This window comes from Actinomadura sp. (assembly GCF_044508335.1).
GTDB lineage: Bacteria > Actinomycetota > Actinomycetes > Streptosporangiales > Streptosporangiaceae > Spirillospora.
Map to the genome: position 1 here is coordinate 1 of NZ_JBIQHY010000128.1, position 19,406 is coordinate 19,406.

Annotated in this window: 17 protein-coding genes and 2 tRNA genes; 9 read left to right on the top strand and 10 right to left on the bottom strand. The window is 71.3% G+C overall.

Annotated elements, in window-relative coordinates; genetic code table 11:
- Positions 1-97: 97 nt before the first annotated feature.
- Together ACIWVC_RS29455 and ACIWVC_RS29460 are read right to left on the bottom strand one after the other, a co-directional pair.
- Positions 98-826 carry a spermidine synthase gene (locus ACIWVC_RS29455; protein ID WP_396445568.1) on the bottom strand — a complete coding sequence of 243 codons (729 nt, stop codon included), beginning with the start codon at positions 824-826 and terminating at the stop codon, positions 98-100.
- A gap of 251 nt (positions 827-1,077) precedes the next feature.
- Positions 1,078-1,686 (bottom strand): hypothetical protein, encoded by a 609-nt coding sequence (locus ACIWVC_RS29460; protein WP_396445569.1) that lies wholly within the window; start codon positions 1,684-1,686, stop codon positions 1,078-1,080.
- Positions 1,687-2,464: 778 nt separating this feature from the next.
- Between ACIWVC_RS29460 and ACIWVC_RS29465 the strand changes: the two genes are divergently transcribed.
- Positions 2,465-2,788: a tyrosine-type recombinase/integrase gene (locus ACIWVC_RS29465; RefSeq protein ID WP_396454836.1), complete on the top strand. Its 324-nt coding sequence runs from the start codon at positions 2,465-2,467 to the stop codon at positions 2,786-2,788.
- A gap of 65 nt (positions 2,789-2,853) precedes the next feature.
- Here the strand turns inward: ACIWVC_RS29465 and ACIWVC_RS29470 are convergent.
- A tRNA-Phe gene (locus tag ACIWVC_RS29470) sits at positions 2,854-2,927 on the bottom strand.
- 17 nt (positions 2,928-2,944) lie between these two features.
- Positions 2,945-3,022 (bottom strand) — tRNA-Asp (locus tag ACIWVC_RS29475).
- Positions 3,023-3,253: 231 nt separating this feature from the next.
- Between ACIWVC_RS29475 and ACIWVC_RS29480 the strand changes: the two genes are divergently transcribed.
- From ACIWVC_RS29480 to ACIWVC_RS29490, 3 genes are all read left to right on the top strand, one after another.
- A complete protein-coding gene (locus tag ACIWVC_RS29480; protein ID WP_396454837.1) occupies positions 3,254-4,669 on the top strand; it encodes an amino acid permease in 1,416 nt (471 codons plus the stop codon).
- Positions 4,670-4,718: 49 nt separating this feature from the next.
- Positions 4,719-6,365: an adenylate/guanylate cyclase domain-containing protein gene (locus tag ACIWVC_RS29485; RefSeq protein WP_396445572.1), complete on the top strand. Its 1,647-nt coding sequence runs from the start codon at positions 4,719-4,721 to the stop codon at positions 6,363-6,365.
- A gap of 164 nt (positions 6,366-6,529) precedes the next feature.
- Positions 6,530-7,489 carry a glycerophosphodiester phosphodiesterase gene (locus ACIWVC_RS29490; protein WP_396454838.1) on the top strand — a complete coding sequence of 320 codons (960 nt, stop codon included), beginning with the start codon at positions 6,530-6,532 and terminating at the stop codon, positions 7,487-7,489.
- Positions 7,490-7,521: 32 nt separating this feature from the next.
- On the opposite strand, the gene ACIWVC_RS29495 is transcribed toward ACIWVC_RS29490, so the two are convergent.
- Positions 7,522-8,409 carry a LysR family transcriptional regulator gene (locus ACIWVC_RS29495; protein ID WP_396454839.1) on the bottom strand — a complete coding sequence of 296 codons (888 nt, stop codon included), beginning with the start codon at positions 8,407-8,409 and terminating at the stop codon, positions 7,522-7,524.
- 214 nt (positions 8,410-8,623) lie between these two features.
- Here ACIWVC_RS29495 and ACIWVC_RS29500 point away from each other — a divergent pair, with 214 nt between their 5' ends.
- Positions 8,624-9,955 (top strand): sensor histidine kinase, encoded by a 1,332-nt coding sequence (locus tag ACIWVC_RS29500; RefSeq protein WP_396445575.1) that lies wholly within the window; start codon positions 8,624-8,626, stop codon positions 9,953-9,955.
- Between the two features lie 201 nt (positions 9,956-10,156).
- Here ACIWVC_RS29500 and ACIWVC_RS29505 read toward each other — a convergent pair whose 3' ends face one another.
- The gene (locus ACIWVC_RS29505; RefSeq protein WP_396454840.1) at positions 10,157-12,001 is read right to left on the bottom strand and encodes a cyclic nucleotide-binding domain-containing protein; all 1,845 of its coding nucleotides are present in this window, start codon (positions 11,999-12,001) and stop codon (positions 10,157-10,159) included.
- Between the two features lie 883 nt (positions 12,002-12,884).
- On the opposite strand from ACIWVC_RS29505, the gene ACIWVC_RS29510 reads away from it, so the two are divergent.
- Positions 12,885-13,757 carry a helix-turn-helix domain-containing protein gene (locus ACIWVC_RS29510; protein ID WP_396445577.1) on the top strand — a complete coding sequence of 291 codons (873 nt, stop codon included), beginning with the start codon at positions 12,885-12,887 and terminating at the stop codon, positions 13,755-13,757.
- Between the two features lie 255 nt (positions 13,758-14,012).
- The gene (locus ACIWVC_RS29515; RefSeq protein ID WP_396445578.1) at positions 14,013-14,225 is read left to right on the top strand and encodes a DUF397 domain-containing protein; all 213 of its coding nucleotides are present in this window, start codon (positions 14,013-14,015) and stop codon (positions 14,223-14,225) included.
- Positions 14,226-14,717: 492 nt separating this feature from the next.
- Here ACIWVC_RS29515 and ACIWVC_RS29520 read toward each other — a convergent pair whose 3' ends face one another.
- Both ACIWVC_RS29520 and ACIWVC_RS29525 read right to left on the bottom strand, forming a co-directional pair.
- The gene (locus ACIWVC_RS29520) at positions 14,718-15,401 is read right to left on the bottom strand and encodes a maleylpyruvate isomerase family mycothiol-dependent enzyme (RefSeq protein WP_396454841.1); all 684 of its coding nucleotides are present in this window, start codon (positions 15,399-15,401) and stop codon (positions 14,718-14,720) included.
- A complete protein-coding gene (locus ACIWVC_RS29525; RefSeq protein WP_396445580.1) occupies positions 15,398-15,799 on the bottom strand; it encodes an SDR family NAD(P)-dependent oxidoreductase in 402 nt (133 codons plus the stop codon). The genes ACIWVC_RS29520 and ACIWVC_RS29525 overlap by 4 nt, the downstream gene beginning before the upstream one ends.
- 72 nt (positions 15,800-15,871) lie before the next feature.
- On the opposite strand from ACIWVC_RS29525, the gene ACIWVC_RS29530 reads away from it, so the two are divergent.
- A complete protein-coding gene (locus tag ACIWVC_RS29530) occupies positions 15,872-16,756 on the top strand; it encodes a LysR family transcriptional regulator (RefSeq protein WP_396445581.1) in 885 nt (294 codons plus the stop codon).
- A 15-nt stretch (positions 16,757-16,771) separates the two neighbouring features.
- On the opposite strand, the gene ACIWVC_RS29535 is transcribed toward ACIWVC_RS29530, so the two are convergent.
- A complete protein-coding gene (locus ACIWVC_RS29535; RefSeq protein WP_396445582.1) occupies positions 16,772-17,383 on the bottom strand; it encodes a glyoxalase in 612 nt (203 codons plus the stop codon).
- Positions 17,384-17,471: 88 nt separating this feature from the next.
- Positions 17,472-18,089, bottom strand: coding sequence for an alpha-ketoglutarate-dependent dioxygenase AlkB (locus tag ACIWVC_RS29540; RefSeq protein WP_396445583.1), 618 nt, complete (start codon positions 18,087-18,089; stop codon positions 17,472-17,474).
- An 89-nt stretch (positions 18,090-18,178) separates the two neighbouring features.
- Between ACIWVC_RS29540 and ACIWVC_RS29545 the strand changes: the two genes are divergently transcribed.
- Positions 18,179-19,406 (top strand): MFS transporter (locus ACIWVC_RS29545; RefSeq protein ID WP_396454842.1); only part of this gene is annotated, 1,228 nt, incomplete at its 3' end.

Sequence of the window (19,406 nt, forward strand, 5' to 3'; positions counted from 1 at the left end):
CTTGAGGAAGCGTTTCAGGTGCTCATCCAGGCTTCCAACCTTGGCATCTACCGAGTACGCGCTGCCGATCAGTACCCGGCCGCAGATCGGTTGTGCGTTACGCCTGGGTCGCTTGTGTCCTTGCGACGTAGACGGTGTTGGTCGCGACCCGTTCTTGGAAGGGGTTATGGAATTCGACGATGTGTGCTTGCGACTCGTAGAACACCTGGGCGAGTACGGCGTTGAAGCGCTCGTCCGGCGGGTCGTTGGACCATAGGGCGAACACGCCGCCGGGGTGGAGACGGCCGGTGAACTCGCGCAGGCCACCGGGCTCGTAGAAAGGCGCGTGAGCCGGGTCGAGCACATGGCGCGGCGAGTGGTCGATGTCAACGACGATGGCGTGGAAACGCCGTCCCGGAATGCCCGGATCGAAGCCCTGGGGATCGGTGGCGAGGGAGAAGAAATCTGCCCGGAGGAGGCGGCAACGAGGATCAGACGTCAGGTCCGCGCCCAGGGGCACCAGATGCCGTTGGTGCCATTCGATGACTTCGTCGAGCGCTTCCACGACGGTGAGCGAGCGCACACGCGGGTCTTCCAGCACGGCGTGGGCGGTGTACCCGAGGCCGAGCCCGCCCACGACCACGTCGAGGTCGGTGTCCGGCAGCGGCTCCAGGCCGAGCCGCGCCAGCGCGATCTCTCCCGCCGTGAACTGGCTGGACATGAGGAAGTCATCGTCGAGCTTGACCTCGTAGACCTCGGTGCCCGAAGCCGGGTCTCGCCGACGCCGCAGGCTGATGGCCCCCTTGGCCGTCTGACGCCAGTCGATCTCCTCGAAACGCGCGCTCACACACCCCTCCGTTCCCCTCTGCCGCACCGGCGAATTCCATGGACGTCCGAGTCGCCGCGCGGTCACGACCCCGGAACGGCCCTGGTCAGGTCCGGGAGCCGCTGACGCTACCCTCTCGCGAAGCCAGGGACGGCACCGCAGGCCAAAACGACGGCTGATGTCGCCGCAAACCGGTGGTTCAGCCAGTCCCCGGGGCGGTCGTCGCCGTCGTCGCGGCCGCCCCCAGCACGCGAGAGGCCGGCCGTTCCTGCTCAGATCTTCGGAGATTGCGACGCGCTCGTCCGGGATGCCCAGTTCAGGAGGGCGAAGCCCAACGCCAGCCCCAGCATGGTGTACACGCCCCGCGGCCAGAAGATGTGGCTGTCGATGAAGGACCAGCCAGAGATCAGGAGCACGGCTGTGCCGGGAAGGACCCGGATGCCGTGCCGGGGAAGTAGCGCCACCGCGGTGGCCACGATCGCGATGATGAGGGCGGAGACCCCGATGCGTCCGAGTACGTCGGCCGTGTCATAGAGCGGCATTTTCAGCGCTTGCAGGTCCGCTTCCCGGGGAGCGTGCTCGACTGTCGTTCCCGCCGCGATGCCGGCGACCGCGTCGAGTCCGGTGTAGAAGGCGGCGTAGGTGAAGGCAGCGATCCAGGCCACCACGGTGGCCAGTCCCGGCAGATCACGGTGGGGCCGGTGCCACAGGACGATCAGCAGCCCGACCGGCAGCAACGGAAAGACCGGTAGCAGCACGATGTGCAGGTTCGCCCAGCCGGTGGCGGTTGCCCTGGACAGCCCTCCAGGGTGCACCATGCCCGCCGCGGCCAGCACGAGGGGCGTTGCAGTTGCCAGAACCGTGCTTCGAATGGTCGACACGCGCTGATCGTAGGACCGCCATGTCACCCCGTCCGATCGCGTAAGAGGTTCGTAATTCGGCGCACTCTTCTGCCGCTGGTCGGGCGCTGTTGATGGCAGTGACGTGCGAACGGCGGGCGGGTGTGACAGGGCGTCTCGCGCGAATGAGTGCTCCGGGTCGCGGGGGCTGGGGGTCGCGAGACCCCCGCTTCGCGCACGCTCAACCTACTTGCCGCTGCCGTACGACTCGTACGTGAGGTACTCGCCAAAATCGTCCCGAAGCCACGCGGGGGTTCCCCACTGCCCACCATGTTCCAGCGAACCCTCGTAAACGATCTCCAAGAAGCTGCCTTTCCTATCAGCCATGAGTCCGAGTCGCTGATTCCTGCTGTAAAGGAAGAGCGAAGCGCGAATGTCAGGCTTCCTATCGATGAGTTGCATCCCCAGGATTCCGTCCCAGCACAACTGGAAGCCGTTGCCTTGAGGGGGCGAACTGCGGATACTGCAGGAGAAGCCCAACCCCTCGTCGTGCAGACACTCGTTCATGGGAGTCACTAGTTCGACTTGTTCCTGCAACAACGTGCCCAACTCCGCCACGAGCCGGTTAATCCAACCCGGTCGGGGATCATCCCTGCCAGTCACCCGGTACGTCTCCCGAGCCGCTAGTGAAGGTCATTGTGCCGACGCTGAGCGTAGGGCGGCCGTGCCCGGCGGCGCGAGACGGGACCGGACGGAACAGGCCGCATGCCCGGATCGCAGAGCCGGGCGCGGCCGCATCACGGCTCTGTGCGAGCACAAAGTGAAGCAGGCGGCCGAACGGGCTGACGCCTGGGACAACTGGGAGGACTATCGTCTTCCGTCCCGGCGCGGGACGCCGATGGAGCCAGACAACCTTCGTCGTAGGTGGGGCCGTGTTCGCGCGGCCGCCGGCCTGGAGTCCATGCGCTTCCACGACAAACGGCACACCTGCGTCTCGCTGCTCATGGACCTCGGCGTCCCGCCGCACATCGTCCGCGACATCGTCGGCCACAGCGACATCAAGGTCACGATGACGATTTACGCTCACGCGGCCGTCGACGAGAAGCGGGCGGCACTTCGGAAGCTGGGGAATGTGCTCGGCTGAGGCCGTTGCTGTCAAAAGGCCCGGAACCTGATCAGGTTCCGGGCCTTTTGGCTGGTCATACGAGGTGGGCAGGGGCGGGGTCGAACCGCCGACCTTCCGCTTTTCAGGCGGACGCTCGTACCGACTGAGCTACCTGCCCAGGACGCGTGGTGCGTCTGGCGGTCCTGACGGGATTTGAACCCGCGGCCTCCACCTTGACAGGGTGGCGAGCACTCCTAACTGCTCCACAGGACCTTGCTGCTCCGAGCTTAACGGCTTCGGAGGGGTGTCTTGACCGGCGGGGACCCCCGGCGTTTGGCACGTCCGAGAGCATACGCGATGCCCGAGGAGCGCGCCAACTCGTTAACCCGCGTGGTGGCAGGGGATAGAGCGTCACGGAGAGGTACTGGTCGGTGACGGTGGTCTAGTGTGTCCGGGTTGCGTGACTGCGCGTGACCAGAGGGTTGCATAGGAGGGGGGTCCGGCGTGGTCGCAAAGCTCCCAGACCAGAGCGCCGACGGCTACCAGAGAGGGCTCGGGACGCGGCAGATCCAGATGCTCGCGATCGGCGGGACGATCGGGACCGGGTTGTTCCTCGGCGCCGGGGAGAACATCGCCAAGGCGGGGCCGAGCCTGATCCTGACGTACGCCGTCGCGGGGCTGGCGCTGTTCTTCGTCATGCGGGCGCTCGGTGAGCTGCTGACGTACCGCCGGACGGAGGGCGGGTTCGCCGGGTATGCCCGGGAGTTCCTCGGGCCGTTCTGGGGATACGCCACGACCTGGACGTACTGGATCATCTGGGTGACGACCGGCATGGCGGAGCTGACCGCGGCCGGCAAGTACATCCAGAAGTGGTGGCCGGGGGTCGAGCAGTGGCAGACGGCGCTGGTGGCGCTGCTCGTGCTGTTCGCGGTGAACCTGATCTCGGTGAGGCTCTTCGGGGAGCTGGAGTTCTGGTTCGCGATGATCAAGATCGCGGCGATCGTGACGATGATCCTCGTGGGGCTCGGGGTGCTGGTCTTCGGGTTCGGCGACGCGGGGGACACGGCGACCCCGGCCAACCTGTGGGAGCACGGCGGCGTGTTCCCCGAGGGGTACGGCGCCACGATCATGACGCTGCAGATGGTCATGTTCGCCTACCTGGGCGTCGAGCTGGTGGGCGTCACCGCCAGCGAGGCCAAGGATCCGGAGCGGAACATCCCGCGGGCGATCAACGCGCTGCCGCTGCGGTTCGCGCTGTTCTACCTCGGGTCGCTGCTGGTCATCCTCGCGGTGGTGCCGTGGACGGCGTTCAAGGGCGGGGCCAGCCCGTTCGTGCTGGCGTTCGACAAGATCGGCATTCCGGGCGGGGGCGACATCGTCAACTTCGTGGTGCTGACCGCGGCCCTGTCGTCCTGCAACGCGGGCGGGCTGTACTCGACGTCCAGGATGCTCCGGACGACGGGCGTCAACGGCGACGGGCCGAAGGTGCTCGGGCGGCTGAACGGGCGCGGTGTGCCGGTGCTGACGGTGACCATCTCGGCGCTCGTCATGGGCATCGGGGTGGTGGTGAACGCGGTCGTCCCGGACAAGGCGTTCGAGTACATCACCTCGGTGTCGACCGGCGGCGCGTTGATGGTGTGGACGGTCATCCTCGTCGCCCACATGATCTACCGGCGGAAGGCGGCGGCGGGGCTGCTGAACAAGTCGCTCTACAGGATGCCGTGGGCGCCTTACAGCGGCTGGGCGGTGCTGGCGTTCTTCGCGTTCGTCACGGTGACGATCGCGTGGGAGGCCGATACGCGGGTCGCGCTGTACGCGATGGCCGCGTGGGCGGCGCTCATCCTGGTCGGCTGGCCGTTCGTCCGGCGCAACTCGCTGGGGGCCGGGGCGGAGGTGGCGGTGGAGAGCGCCGGCGTCTGACCTCCGTGGGATGATCCCGTGTAGCGGTTCCATCCCCCCGGAGGCAGGCGTGACCAGCAGCCTAGAGATCCGTGTGCGCTGGGTTCTGCTGGTCGTGGTGGGGGTGGCGAACCTCGTCGGTTCGCTGGTCGTGCTGCTGTTCGCGACGTTCGTCCTGCCGGATCCGCCGCTGGAGGACCGCGACTACGTCCGCATGGTGAACGCGGCGGCGTTCTTCAGCTATCCGGTGGTGGCCACTCCGGTGGCGCTGCTCACGGGGCTGTGGCTGTGGCGGCCCGTCGTCATGTTCGTCCGGGACGGGGGAGTCCCCGACCGGCAGCAGCGGCGGGCCGTCCTGCTGGGGCCGCTCCGGTTGACGATGCTCGTCGGCGCCCTGTGGACGGTGGGCGCGCTGGGCTGGGCGGTGCTCGACCTGGCGCTGTTCACCGGGCGGCTCGCCGTGAAGACCGGGCTGACGTGCTTCCTCGGCGCGGCCACGACCTGCACGATCGTGTACCTGCTGTCGGAGCGGCTGCTGCGCCCGGCGGCGGCGCTGGTGCTGCGGACGGAGCGTCCGAAGAAGTTCCGCCTGCCCGGGGTGACGACGCGGGTGATGCTCGCGTGGGCGCTCGGCACGGCGATCCCGGTGTTCGGGCTGATCTGCGTCGCCATCGCCGCGCTCGCCGCGCCCGACATCAACGTCCGGCAGCTCGCGATCACGATCCTCGGGCTCGGCGGCGTGGCGATCCTCGCCGGGGTCTACGTCATCTATATGGCCACACGGGCGATCGCCGATCCGATCAAGGCCGTCCGGAAGGGGATGGCGCAGGTCGAGCGGGGCGATCTGGGCGCCGAGGTCGCGGTGTACGACGCGAGCGAGGTCGGGCAGCTGCAGGCCGGGTTCAACCACATGGTCGCCGGGCTGCGCGAGAACGAGCGGCTGCGCGACCTGTTCGGGCGGCATGTCGGCGAGGAGGTCGCCGACCTGGCGCTGGAGCGCGGCGCGATCACGCTCGGCGGCGAGACCCGCGAGGTGGCGGTGCTGTTCGTGGACCTGACCGGTTCGACGAGGCTCGCCGACACGCGGAGCCCGGACGAGGTCGTCGGGCTGCTCAACAGGTTCTTCGGCGTCGTGGTGACGGTCGTCGCGAAGCACGGCGGCTGGATCAACAAGTTCGAGGGGGACGCGGCGCTGGCGATCTTCGGTGCGCCGACGCAGCTGGAGGACTCGGCCGGCGGGGCGCTCGGCGCGGCCCGCGAGCTGGCGGTGCGGCTGCGCGCCGAGGTGCCGACGCTGGACGCGGGGATCGGCGTGTCCGCGGGCCCGGTCGTCGCCGGGTACATCGGCGCGGAGGAGCGGTTCGAGTACACGGTGATCGGCGACCCGGTGAACGAGGCGGCGCGGCTCAGCGACCTGGCGAAGGAGGAGGACGGGCGGGTGCTCGCCTCCGCGGCCGTCCTGGACCTGGCGCATCTGGCCGAGTCGGACGAGTGGGACGTCGGCCGGTCGGTGACGCTGCGCGGCCGGAGCCGCCCGACCCGGCTCGGCACGCCGCGGCGCGCGCCGGAGGCCGAGGGCGGGATCGAGATCGAGCGGGTCCGGCTGCGGTTCCCGCGGCCGCTGCGGCGGAGCCGGCGGCTGCTGCTCGGCGCGCTGATCCTCTCCAAGGCCGCCAAGAGCGCGCGCATGCCGGACAAGTCGGACGACCCGGAGTAGCGGCGCGGGCGATCTTCCGGAAGGCGCCGTGTCCTCCCCGTCCAGACCGGGCCGGATGCGTATCGTCGCCGGATGTACACGGTCTGCTGCCGGCCCGTAGCTCCGGTGTCACCGGACGGCCCGAGGGTCGGGGCGGACAGCCCCGGCTCCCGATGAGGTGACAGATGCACCGACGGAATCGTCTCGCGGTTCTCGCCGTCACGGCCGCCACGGCGCTCGTAGTCCCGGCGACGGTGGCCGCCGCCGATACCGGCCCCGGCCCGGCCACGTCCCCGCGGCCCGCCGCGGAGTCGGGGGCGCCCGCTCCCCGTCCCCGCGCCGGGACCGCGCTGCACGCCCGGATCGTGGACGTCGCGCACCGCGGCGCTTCCGCGTACGCGCCGGAGAACACGCTCGCCGCGTTCAAGCTGGCCAAGGCCGAGCATGCGGACATGTTCGAGCTGGACGTCCAGGAGACCAAGGACCACGAGCTCGTCGTCATGCACGACACCACGCTCGCCAGGACGACCGACGTGGAGGACGTCTACCCCGACCGCAAACCCTGGAAGGTCGCCGACTTCACCCTCGCCGAGATCCAGAAGCTGGACGCGGGGTCGTGGTTCGCGGCGAAGTACAAGGGCGAGCGCGTGCCGACGCTGCCCCAGGTGCTGGCCGCGATGCGCGGCGTCGGCCTCGGCATGCTGCTGGAGATCAAGAGCCCGGCGCTGTATCCGGGCATCGAGGAGCGCATCGCCGCGGCGCTGAAGCGCTCGCCGTCCTGGCTCCGGTACGACCCGGCCGAGCGGCGCCTCGTCGTCCAGTCGTTCGACTGGGATTCCGTCCGCCGCTTCCACTCCGTCCTGCCCAAGGTGCCGACCGGCCTGATCGGCACCCCGAAGGCCGGCGACCTGCCGGAACTCGCCGGGTACGCCGATCAGATCAACCCGACGTTCAGCGACCTGACCGCGTCGTATGTCCAGAAGGTGCACGCGTCCCGGATGGACGTGCTCACCTGGACGCTCAACGACCGCGGCGACATGGAGAAGGCCGTCCGCCTCGGCGTGGACGGGATCATCACCAACGAACCGGACGTGCTGCGCAGCGTCCTGCAGGCGTCCAGGACGAACCCGTCCCAAGCCGCCTGACAACCCCGGACCGCCTCCGCTGCGGTGGTCGGTCAGGGGCGGGGGAGCAGCCGGCGGGCGCGGGCGGTCAGCGCCCGCGCCGCCGGGCTGCGCGGTCCCTCGGCACGCCAGGCGAGGGCGATGCGGCCGCTCAGCCGGGGCTTGACGATCGGCATGGCGTGCAGCGCGTCCGGCTGGGCGCGGGCGGCGGACTCCGGCAGGACGGCGACGCCGAGGCCGTGCGCGGCGATCTGCGCGATCACGGGCGGTTCGCCGGCCTCGAACGCGATGCGCGGGCGCAGCCCGGCGTCCGCGAACGCGGCGTCCAGGACGGCCCGCAGCCCGGTCCCCTTCGGCAGGCAGATCAGCGACTCGCCGCCGAGCGCCCGCAGCGCGATGCTCGATCGCCGCGCCAGGCGGTGGCCGGTGCTGACGGCGGCGTAGAGGTCCTGCTCGATGACGACCCTGGTCGCGATGCCGTCGGGCGGTTCGGCGCCGAGGCTGAGGAACGCGAGGTCGACGCGTCCGGTGCGGAGCCCGTCGGTCAGGGTGTCGGTGTCCTCCTGGATGACGGTGATCTCCACATCCGGGTGGTCCCGGTGGAATTCGGCGATCATGCCGGGGAGGTCGAGCGACCGGATCCAGTCGATGGTGCCGACCGTGACGTGCCCGCGCAGCAGCCCGGTCAGCTCGTCCACCGACCGCCGCGCGCCCTCGACGGCCGCGAGCGCCGCCCGCGCGTAGGGCAGGACGGCGGCGCCGACCTCGGTGAGCCGGACCGTGCGCCCGGAGCGGTCCAGCAGCGGCTGGCCCAGCTCCCGCTCCAGCTGCCGGATCTGGGCGCTGACGCCCGGCTGAGCGACGTGCAGCCGCGCGGCGGCCTTGGTGAAGCTCGCCTCTTCGGTGACCGCGACGAAGTACTCAAGCTGGCGCAGCTCCATAACCGGCCATGCTAGCCGCGACTCCGTCCAGCGCCGTGGCTTCTGCCCGAACGGCCCGGGACACGGCCGGCGGCGCAGCCCTCGGCAACCATTTCTTTTGTCCTTCTTGGGTGCGTCGCTGCAGTTCAGAGGACTGATTCCAGGCTGGGAGGTGAATACCTCACCTGCGGGAGGTCGGGTGTTCGGACGGCATACATGGTCCATAAGGGTGCGGATGACCGTGATTGCCGGAATGGTCACCGCGGTGATCTGCGCCATCGTGGCCGCGCTGATCCTCGTGGAGGTGCGCGGCTCAGAAATCGACGCCAAACGCGGGCAGGCGACGGCCGCGGCGCTCCGCGTCAGCTACGAGATGCGGCGCGGCCCGGTGCGCGGCGACCTGGACGCGCCGGACGGCGTGATCGTCCAGGTCATGGACAAGAACCGGACGGTGATCGCGGGCACGCCGGGGCCGACGCTGGACGGCCCGCCGATCGCCCGCTTCCTCCCGTCGCAGATGCAGGTGTACTCGACCCGGGACGTGTGCTCGTCGGGGGACCTGCACGGCTGCGCGTGGGTGATCGGCTTCCGCGTCTACCAGCCCGGCGGCGACTGGCTCGTCTACGCCGCCGCCCCGACCGTCCCCTGGTATGTCAGCCCCGGCCTGATCATGGCGCTGGTCAGCATCTCGCTGCTGGTGATCCTGCTGGCCTGCCTGCGCGCCTGGGGGACGGTCGACCAGACCCTCGCCCCGGTGGACGCGATCCGCGCGGAGCTGGCGGAGATCACCGCGCAGCAGTCGGGCCGGCGCGTCACGGTGCCGGAGAGCCAGGACGAGATCCGGCGGCTCGCGGAGGCCGCGAACGCGACGCTCGACCGCCTCGACAGCGCCCTGGAGCGGCAGCGCGCCTTCACCTCCGACGCGTCCCACGACCTGCGCAGCCCGATCGCCGCGGCGCGCACGCAGATCGAGGAGGCGCTCCTGTTCCCCGACGAGGTCGACTGGCCGCGGACGGCGCGCGGCGTCCTGCAGAGCCTGGAGCGGCTCCAGGCGATCGTGACGGACCTGCTGCAGCTCGCCCGCCTGGACGCCGCGGCCTGGAAGGACGTCGAGACGGTCGACCTCGGCGCGCTCGTCACCATCGAGGTGGCGAGGTCGGACCGGACGAAGCAGATCGTCCCGCATCTCCAGGAGGGCGTCACGGTGCGCGGCGACCGGCTCCGGCTCGTCCGCCTCTTCACGAACCTGCTGGACAACGCCGAACGGCACGCCGACTCGCGGGTCGACGTCACGGTCCGGCGGACGGAAGGCGAGGCCGTCCTGGAGGTGCAGGACGACGGGGCGGGCATCGCCGAGGAGCACCGCGACCTCGTCTTCCAGCGGTTCGCCCGGCTGGAGGCCAGCAAGGCGCGCGACCCCGGCGGCACCGGCCTCGGCCTGCCCATCGCCCGTGAGATCGCGCGGCTGCACGGCGGAAGCCTCACGATCGAGGACAGCGAGCGCGGCGCCCGGTTCGTCCTGCGCCTCCCCAAGAACCCGCCGGACCGCCCCGACCCCTGTTCCTGACGCCCTCCACGCGGCGAACGGGACGACCCGAGCGGCCTCGAGCGGGCTGCCGATCCTGCGGGGGGGGGCGGTGAAGCCCGCCGGCGGCGGACCGGGAGCGGGGATGCGAAAACCCCGCGGCATCGGTGCGCGCGGGGTCGGCGGTCAGGTCAGTGGGCGGGCCCGTGCGGGGGACGGGCCGGGCGGCGCGGCTTGCGCGGGTCAGAGGGCGGATCGGGCGGGCAGGCCGCGCAGGTGGATCCAGCCTTCGATGTCCGTTTCCTTCACCCTGCAGCCGATGGGCTCGTACTCGGCGGCGTTCACGTAGCCGGGGCCGTGGGCGATGACGGAGTCGTAGACGAACCTCGACGCGATGACGCCGAGGTCGGCGCCCGTCGCGGCGAGCCTCTCCTTGAGCGGGGCGGCGTCGAGGAGCCGCGCCGCGTTGATGATCGTCCAGCCGGACATGCCGGGCGGGTCGGGCATCACCGGGCCGACGTCCAGCGCGACCCTGAGCTGGACGCGGACCGCCGCGCTCGACCGGTGGTTGTGCCGCCGCAGCCGCATCCCGAGCGCGGCGATCATGGGGTCGACGACGGCGGCGGTGGGGATCTCGGGCGGGACGACGATCAGCGCGCCGTCGCCGCGGTCCTCGCTGTGGCAGGCGTCCCATGGCACCCCGGACTCCTGGAAGGACTCCCGCAGGGCCGCGTACATGACCCGGCGCACCTCGATCCGGTCGGTCTCGTCGCGGACGCGCGAGCTGAAACCGGCGATGTCGGTGAACACGACGGTGCAGTTCTGCCCGGCCCACGACGGCCTGGCGATGGCCATCGGCTGCGTCGGCGGCGCGTGGGACGGGACGCGAACGGCCGCCGCGGGCTCCGGCCGCCAGGACGCGTCGTACGCCTCCTCCATACGCGTCCGCCCGCCGATGGGCGGCGGGGTGGTCGCCGCGCTCCGGGTGGTCGCCGCCCGCGGGTCGGCCGCACCGTGCGGGGCGGCCGCACGGCGCCGGGCGGTCGCGCGGCGCGGGCGGGGCACGCCGTGCGTGCTCGCGTGGACGGCGCCGGGCTCGCCGGCGGCGGTCGGCGGGACGGTCGCGCGGGCCCGGCCGGCGGCGCGGTGCGGGTGTGCGGTGGCGTGCGCACCGGACGCCGCGTACGGGCCGTCCGCCGGGTACGGGGTGGGCGTCGCGTACGGGCTGTCCACCGGGTAGGGCGTGGACGCCGGGTACGGGCCGGGCGCCGCGTCCGAGCCGGCCGCCAGGTAGGGAGCGGACGTCCCGTATGTGCCCGATGTCGCGTACGGGTCGGCCGCCGCGTACTGGGCCGGGGCCGGTACCGGGGCCGCGTACGGGGCGTAAGGCCAGACCGGAGGAATCGGTACGTACGCCATCGCATACGCCTGATGCGAGCCGTTGTGGACGGCGGGCCCGTACGAGTACGGGTTCCCGTACGGCCCCGTCCCGCCGGTCCCCGCGTCCTGCATGGAACCCGACTGCTCGGTGAGCCGCTCGTACATCTCGCGTTCCAGGACGGCGACCACGCGCGGGTGGTTGCTCAGGTAGGTGACGAACTGCTGCGTGGTCAGGCGCAGCGCGTGCAGCGGCTCCATCGCGACGATGGTCGCCGAGCGGCGGCGCAGCATCAGCGCGGCGCGCTCGCCGATGATGTCGCCGGGGCCGCGGAAGGCGATGATCCGCTCGCGCCCGTCCCGCACCACGCAGACCCGCACCGAGCCGGACTTGATCACGATGGTGTGGTCGGCGGCCTGGCCCTCCTCCCACAGCACCGCGCCGGCCGGGTAGCCGACCTCCTCCGCGGTCGCGAGGAACTCGGCGCGTTCGATGGTGGTGAGGGCGGGCCAGAACCCCGGCCGCCTGGCCGCCCCGCCCCGCGGCCCGGTGGGCGCCGCGGGCGCTGCGGCCGCCGCGGGCGCCGCGTGCGCGTTCGCGAGGCCCGCGTTCCGGGGCGGGTCGTCGTCGTGCGGCGGCCGGGGGCGGACGGCGTGCGTCTCCTGGCGGCCGATCTGGTCCGGGTCGTGCCGGCGGGCGTGTTCGTCCATCAGCACACCCGCCTCTCGCTCGACGACCGGACGGGGTCAGTGGGGGCTGAACCGGTGGGGTGGACGTCAAAGGTCGGGGGATGAAACTGCTGTCTTGACATGTCAGGACCCCATGCCTCGAATTGCGGCTTCGGTTCCGCGAGCGGCGCCCGGGGTCGTCCGGCGTCCGCCGCGGGGGCCGAAGTCGCATCACCTATAGCCCGTACCGCGTGATCGCGGTTAGACTGGGTGAGTCCGCAGAAAACGTTTTGGCAGGTCAGCCTGGATCTTTCTGCGTTTGCGCAGAGTGTCTGCGGTAGACCCGCCGGCGCGCTTTCGTGCGACTCCGGGAGTCGCTCTCCGCTTTCCGCCGGTCCTCTTGGCTGCCAACCGGTGATCGGCCGAAGGCGGTGGGCGACTCTGCTTCGTTCGCGGCCCGTGATGGTTCGTGTTCCTTGCCGGCCTCCCCGTTCGTGCGTGCCTCGTTCGTTCGTCCTCCGTGGCGGCGGTGCCCCGTCCCCGTGGTGCGCGTTCCCGTTCCCCTCGCCAAGCCCCCGCGGGCCCGGGTCCGCCGGTGGCGAGCACCCGGCCGGGGGGCACGCCGTCCCCGCCCGGGTCCTCACCCTGCGTTGAGATCGTCGGCTTGCCGGATGTGGCACCGCGTCCCGTTGCAGGAGACTATGTTGTAATGTGCTAGGTAGCAGATTAGCAGACGACGGTGAGGCATGCAGCAGTCTGCTCGCTTCCGAGGCGAGTTTTGGGCGATATGACGGGGTCTGGCGCGTGGAGCGAAGATCGCATGACCGAGAAATGTAGCGCTCTGGTGGCAAGCGGGATGCCGGGTCCCGCTCTGCCATGTAGCATCCAGGCTGGTGACATTAACTACTTAGAGTGAGCGAATACGATGTCCAGTGACCAGGGACCTATAGTCCAGAGTGCGCTGCTGCGCTCGGAGCTCGTCCGGCTGCGCAAGGAGAAGAAGCTGACGCAGGAGCAGGTCGCGCGGCAGCTTGAGTGGTCCCCGTCCAAGCTGATCCGGGTCGAGGGCGGCAAGAACGCCATCACCCGGACCGACCTGCAGGCGCTGCTGCGCGTGTACGACGTCACGTCGGAGGGACGGCAGGAGCGGCTGCAGGCGCTGGCGCGAGGCGCGCGGGAACCCGCCTGGTGGAACGCCTACCGCGGTGAGCTCGACCCCAGCTTCCTCAACTACGTCGGGTACTGCGCCGGCGCGGCCTTCATCCGCCAGTTCCACGGCACGGTGGTGCCGGGGCTCATCCAGACGCCGGAGTACGCCGAGGTGCTGTCGACCGGCAAGGCGTCCGAGACGGCGCGGGTGCTCGCGGCGAAACTGCGCATCCAGCGGCAGCAGGAGCTCGCCAAGCGGGAGAACCCGCCCAGACAGCACTACATCATCGACGAGGCGGTCATCCGCCGCCATGTCGGCATCAAGATCGACCCCGCGATCATGCCGGCCCAGCTCAACCACATCGCCGACGCCGCCGAGCGCGACGACCTGCTGACGGTGCGGGTCATCCCGTTCAGCGCGGGCGCGCACCTCGGGCTGGAGGGGCCGTTCAGCATCCTGGAGTTCGACGGCGACCTCGCCGACGTCCTCTACCTGGAGGGGCGGTCCGGCGCCAGCGTGATGATCAGCGGCGAGGACGACAAGGTCATCGAATATCGCGACACATTCGAACTCCTCCTGGAACAGGCGCTGTCGGCCGAGGAATCGATCGCGCTGATGCGGCAGGCGGCCGAAGACCTCATGGCCTGACTCAGCAACCGCAACTCGACCCGACCGGAGGTGAAGGCCGCAGCGGGCATCCGACAAGGCGAGTGGCCGTCATAACACGCAGCGTGATCTTGTGGTCCCTTGTAGGCGGGATAACTAGAACCGTTTACACTCGTGATCGGGAAATTATCCACAAGGTCGTGGTTTGTCGTGCCCTGCTCGGTGCTCGCCCGGCGGGTGTTCTCGGCCGATCGGTTGGCGAGACGGCACCCGCCGGCAATGGACGGAGGTTGCTGGATGGTCTACCGGTCGACTCGCGGAGCCGCGCTGAACTGGCGGAAGAGCAGCGCGAGCGCAAGCGATAGCAACTGCGTCGAGGTGGCGGCGCACGGCCCGGCGGTACTGGTCCGCGATTCGCGCGATCCCTCCGCCGGAGTCATCACCCTCGCCCCCGCGCAGTGGAATGCGTTCGTGGACGCCGTCCGGGACGGCGACCTGGACTTGGGCTGAGTCACGTGACTCATTTTCCGGTCTCCGCTGAGAATTTATTGACCATTGCCGCTCCCAGCCCCCTTTACCGGCGATCTCTGACAACTCGCCGCCCCCGCGCCGCCTGAGCTGACCTCTCACGCCGGACACCGCCGCTGCCGCCCCCCGGTGATCCGCCCCCGCTAGGCGACGCTCCTCGGAAGCCGCGCCCCCGGCCCGCCACCTGCCACAAGCGCCCTCCACCCCACCAAGCCCCAAAGCAGGTGGCGCCGGGGGGGACCCAAAGCGGCGGCCCCAAGAGGAGATTCCCACCGGGGATGTCCCCGTCAACGTTTTCAAGGTGTCGTTCCTTCTGCTGCCCTGCTGCCCTGCTCCTGAGCGTCCACTGCCTGCTCGGGCTCGTCCGAAAAGGCAACGTCCGGCTGAAATCCCTTGAGGCGTGGGCGTGCCGGGCCGCTGGCGAGCGGGGTGCGGGGAATGCTCGGTCGACCGGGCCGTGGCGCCGGTGACCTTTCAGAAGAGGAAAGGGATCGTGATTCCTTCGGTGCCGGTCAGGGCGGTGCCGGACGAGCGGCCGAGGAGCCAGGCCAGGAGGGACGGGGCTGGGCCGGTCACCAGGCGGTCGCCCGTGCCGTGCTCTTCGCCGGTGTCGGTGGCGTGCAGGCGGAGGTCCGGGGCGTCGTCGCGGCGGGCGAAGGAGCCGGTGACGGCGGCCAGCTCGCGGCTGACGAAGTCGGCGGGCCAGTCGTCGGGGGTGAAGCCCGCGTCCAGGTCGACGTGGTGGATGAGGACTTCGGTGAGGCGGGCGTCGGCGGCGCGGGCGGCGGGGTGGCGGGCGCCCGTGGTCCACTGGACGGTCCGCCGCCATGCGTCGTCCGGCATGAGGGCGAAGGCTTCGGCGAACCGGTCGGCGGACTGGCGGACGTCGTCCAGGAGCGTGCGGGCGGGACGGCCCGCGCCGGCCTCTATCTCGGCGGCGCGGGCCTCCAGGCTCGGGTACTCGTAGGACTCGACGCCGGTGCGGGCCCAGGTGAGGAGGCGGGTGCCGCCGTCGGCGTTGCGGGCGACGTGGGTGAGGACGTGCCCGCGCGTCCAGCCGGGGAGGAGGGACGGCGCGCGGACGCCGGCGTCGCCGAGCCGCGACGCGGTCGCCAGGAAGGACCGGGTCGCGGCGGTGATCTCGGCGAGCGCGGTCATGCGAAGTCGGCGGCGTGGGCCTCGGCCCACTGGCGGAAGGTGCGCGGAGGTGCGCCGGTGACGTCCTGGACGGTGGAGCGGACGACGGATTCGTCCAGCGAGCCGTTCACGTAGAAGTCGAAGAACGCGTCGACGTACTCGACGGGCATCTGCTCGCTCATCTCGGCGCGGGCCTCGTCGTCGGGCTGGGCCTCGAAGCGCAGGTCGCGGCCCAGGACGTCCGCCAGTACCGCGACCTGCTCGGCGGGCAGCAGGGATTCCGGGCCGGTCGGGTAGTAGGTCCGGCCTTCCTCGGCCGAGCGCGCGGCGAGCAGGACGTCGTGGCCGCGGGCCGCGAGCTGCCTGCACACTTCGCGGCCGATGCCGCGGTTCGCTCCGGTGACCAGCGTGACCGTCATGCGTCCCCCTCACCGAAATGATCACGCCGTGAACGGCCGCGCGTCCAATACCGGGCGTGATTACCATCGGCTATGGACGCGCATCTGCGGGATCTGCGGTACTTCGCGGCGGTCGCCGAGGAACTCTCCTTCACCCGGGCCGCCGAGCGGCTCTTCGTGTCGCAGCCCGCGCTGAGCAAGCAGATCAAGCAGCTCGAGGAGCAGCTGCGGGTGCGGCTGTTCGACCGCGACCGGCGCACGGTCGCGCTCACGGCCGCGGGGCGCGCGCTGCTCCCCGCGGCGCGCGACATGCTCCGCGCGTGGGACGAGGCGCAGCGCGCGGTGAGCGACGCGGCGGCGAACGAGGCGGCGGTCCTGACGGTGGGGCTTTCGACCAGTGTCGGACGCGGGCTCCTGGCCGACATGCGGGAGCGTTTCACTGAACGCCGTCCCACGTGGAGCATCCGTTTCCGCCAGGTCAACTGGGACGACCCCACCGCCGGCCTGGCGGAAGGCGACGTCGATGTGGCGTTCGTGTGGCTGCCCATCCCGCGCCAGGAAGCGTTCAACGTCCAGGTCGTCGCGGAGGAGGCGCGCTGGGTCGCGCTCAGGGACGACCATCCGCTGGCCGGACGCGACAGCATCGCGTTCGAGGAACTCCTGGACGAACCGTTCCTCGCCCTGCCCGAAGAGGCCGGTCCCTTGCGCGACTTCTGGCTCGCCCTGGAGGACCGTGGCGACAAGCCCGTCCGGGTGGGGGCGACCGTGTCGAACGCCGACGAGACGTTCGCCGCCGTGGAAGACGGCAGCGGTGTGGTGCTGATGGCGTCCGGCAACGCCGCCATCTACCGGCGTCCCGGAATCACGGCCATACCGGTGACGGGCCTGTCCCCGTGCAAGCTGGCCGTGGCGTGGCGGGCCGACGACCACCGCAGCGTAATCCGGGACCTCCGCGACACGGCCCGATCGGGCTCGTGATGGGGCGGCCGGGTGTCACTCGGAGCCGGTCCAGACGAAACCGTCGGGGTCGGTGAAGGATCCGGCGTCGCCGCCGATGAGGAGCCGGTGCGACCCGGTGCCCTCGGGATCGACGCCGGCGGCCTTCGCGAGGGCGCGGCGCTTGAGGAGCGCCAGCTTGACGGGGCTCGACTCGCCGGCGAACTCGACGTACCTGCGGCCGTAGCTCTTCGCCACGGTCAGGCCCTGGCCGACGTAGAACTGCTTGCTCGCGGCCACGTCCGAGACTCCCAGCTGGAGCACGATGGCGTCGATCCTGCGGGAGGCCGGGCCGGTGTCCTTCTTCGACGAGGACGCGACCGTCCAGACCGTCCCGTCCGGCGCCTGCACGACGCCGCCGTAACCCCACAGGGACTTCGCGGCCGGTTTCACCGCCTTGGCGCCCGCGTCGACGGCGGCGTCCATGAGGGCGTTGACATCGGCGGGCTGGGACGCGATGAGCGACATGGTGAACCCGCGGAAGCCGGACGTCGGCGCGTCCGACGCCTTGAGGCGCACCTGCGAGCCCAGATCGAAGGCGGTGGTGTAGAAGCGCTCGGCGGACTCGGGGTCGCCGACTTCGAGGGTCACGTATTCGACGGAAGCCATGCGGTCACGCTAGGCCGCCCCGGGAACCCGGTGCTTCTCGATTCCTGACCGGTCAGGTCACCTGTTCCTCAAGGCGCGGCGGCGGTGGTCAGCGGACGCCGCGCGGCCGGAACTGGATGCTGATGCGGGGGCCGGTCACGCGGGCGCTCTTCGGGATGGCGTGCTCCCACGTCCGCTGGCAGCTGCCGCCCATCACGATGAGGTCGCCGTGGCCCAGCTCGTAGCGGATCGTCCGCCCGCCGCCGCGCGGCCGCAGCGCGAGAGTGCGCGGCGTGCCGACCGACAGGATCGCCACCATCGTGTCGTGCGTGGCGCCGCGCCCGATGGTGTCGCCGTGCCACGCCACGCTGTCGCGTCCGTCCCGGTACAGGCAGAGGCCGGCGGTGCGGAACGGCTCACCCAGTTCGCCGGCGTAGTGCTCGTCGAGCGCCGCCTTCGCCTCGTCCAGGACGGGGTCGGGGAGCGGCGCGCCCTCGTCGTAGAAGGCCAGCAGGCGCGGTACGTCCACGACCCGCTCGTACATGCGCCGCCTCTCGGCCCGCCACGGGACGGACGTGAGGAGCCGCTCGAACAGGGCGTCCGCGCCGGGGATCCAGCCCGGGAGGACGTCCACCCAGGCGCCGCGAGACAGGTGCGTCCGCCGCGCCGACGCCAGCGGGCGCGGGCCGCCCTCGTCGGTGTCGTCCAGCAGCGACCCTTGGAACATGCCGCCACTGTACCCGTTTCGCTCAAACATGTGTTCGATCATGATCGGGCGCCGTGTTCTGTCGGTGGCGAACCGTAACCTCCCCCGTGATGCTCGTGATGCGAGATCTGCCGCGCGCGGCGAAGGCGCTCATCGGCGTCCGGCTGATCAACCAGCTCGGCGCCTACGTGATGTCGTTCCTCGCCGTGCTCGCCGGCCCCCGCCTCGCCGCGGCGGCGCTGGCGGTCTTCGGGCTGGCCGCGCTGGTCTCGCGCTGGATCGGCGGCCTCCTGCTCGACAGGTTCGCGCCGCGCACCCTCATCGTCCTCGGCCTGGCCTCGACGGGGGCGGCCCTGCTGCTCCTCGCCGCTGCGCGCGGCGACGGTCAGTTCCTGGCGGCGGTCGCGCTGGTCGGCCTGGCGTTCGAGATCTACGAGCCCGCGACCCAGGAGTCGCTGGCCCGGGTCGGTGGGCGGCGCAGCGACCTGTACGGGCTGCTCGGCACGCTGGCGGTGGCGGTGGGGGCGATCGGCGGCCTGCTCGCCGCCGTGCTGCTGCCGCTCGGGCCGCGCTGGCTGGCGGTCGTGGACGGGCTGACATGCCTGCTCGCGGCCGGCGTGGCGGTGCTCTTCCTGGCCCGCGATCCGCCGGTGCGGAGGGCTGCGCGGAGCGTCCGGTGGCGGCCGCCCCGGCGGCTGCTCCGGCTGACCGCCGCGGGCACCGCGTTCGGGTGCGGCTACCTGGCCGTGCTGATGTTCATGCCGCTCGTCCTGCTTCAGCGCGGTGCGCCGCCGTGGCTGCCCGGCCTGACCCTGACCGGCGCCGCCGTGCTCGCGCCGCTGACCGGATACCTCGGGCGACGCCGCTTGAACGCCTGCCGGCACGAGCACGTCCTCGCCATCGGGTGCGCGGTGCTCGGCGTCCTCGCGGCCGTGCTCGCCGCCGGGAGGCCCGTGCCGCTCACGGTGGCGGCGTATCTGGCATGGGCGGCCGCCGACAGCGTCCTGCAGGGACGCTGGCAGGCTCTGATCGCCGACATCGCGCCCGAGCCGGATCGGCCGCGCTGGTTCGCGTTCTTCGGCTCGTCGTGGGGGGTGGCGCAACCGGCCGTCCCGGGCCTGGTGGCGCTGACGGGCGCGGCGATGCCGGTCGGCGCGGTCGCGTTCTTGTTGACCTCCGTTCTCCTGCACCGCCCCGGCCGCCGCCGCTCGATCGGCCCGGGCGCCGCGGGGACGGGCGCCGCGGGGACGGGCGCCGCGGGGACGGGCGCTGCGGGGACGGGTGCCGCGAGGACGGATGTCGCGGGCGCGGCGCGAGGTCACGGAACCGGGGACGGGG